The organism is Marivita cryptomonadis, assembly GCF_002115725.1.
Taxonomy (GTDB): Bacteria; Pseudomonadota; Alphaproteobacteria; order Rhodobacterales; family Rhodobacteraceae; genus Marivita; species Marivita cryptomonadis.
In genome coordinates this window covers 1-589 of record NZ_JFKD01000111.1, presented here as the reverse complement: position 1 = coordinate 589, position 589 = coordinate 1, and the positions used below count along the sequence as shown (strand labels likewise).

Annotated in this window: 1 protein-coding gene; it reads left to right on the top strand. The window is 56.5% G+C overall.

The window, feature by feature from the left end; genetic code table 11:
* Positions 1-142 precede the first annotated feature (142 nt).
* On the top strand, positions 143-544 hold the full coding sequence (tnpA, locus tag MCRY_RS22550) for an IS200/IS605 family transposase (protein WP_085633995.1): 402 nt from the start codon (positions 143-145) through the stop codon (positions 542-544).
* The last annotated feature ends 45 nt before the right edge of the window (positions 545-589 follow it).

The following is a 589-nucleotide window of genomic DNA, read 5'->3' as shown; positions in this document are numbered from 1 at the left end:
GTTCCAGACTGTGTTCACTGACCGCGCCATGCGGTGAAGCTGGGCGGCGTGATTGTCCTTCACTCGGACGCGGAGGGTTTTGGTCTTTTTCATTAAATGATATACATAGATTGAGTGAATCGGACATTCAAGAGATTGGTCTATGGAGATTCGCAAGGGTCGGCATGTCGTCTATGCGATGCATGTGCATCTGGTATTCGTGACGAAGTATCGGCGCGCAGTGTTTTCTTCCGAGCATTCGGATTTCCTCGAAGGTGTCTTCCGGTCGGTCTGCGCCGACTTCGAGGCCGAACTGGTCGAGTTCAACGGCGAGGAAGATCACGTTCATCTGCTGGTCCACTACCCCCCGAAGGTCGCGATTTCTAAACTGGTGAACAGTCTCAAGGGTGTTTCCAGCCGCCGCCTTGCGAAAAAGTATGGGCGGCTACACCGCTACTTCTGGAAGGGTGTCCTGTGGTCGCCCTCCTACTTCGCGGGCTCTGTCGGGGGCGCTCCGATCAGTGTGCTTCGACAGTATATCGAGCAGCAGACGCGCCCGCTATAACCCCGCCCTGAACGGCGGGGCCTGCGAGCGGGATCGCATGGGTCA

Coding starts and splice junctions, on each gene's coding strand:
- tnpA (WP_085633995.1), top strand. CDS start 143: ATGGAGATTCGCAAGGGTCGGCATGTCGTCTATGCGATGCATGTGCAT.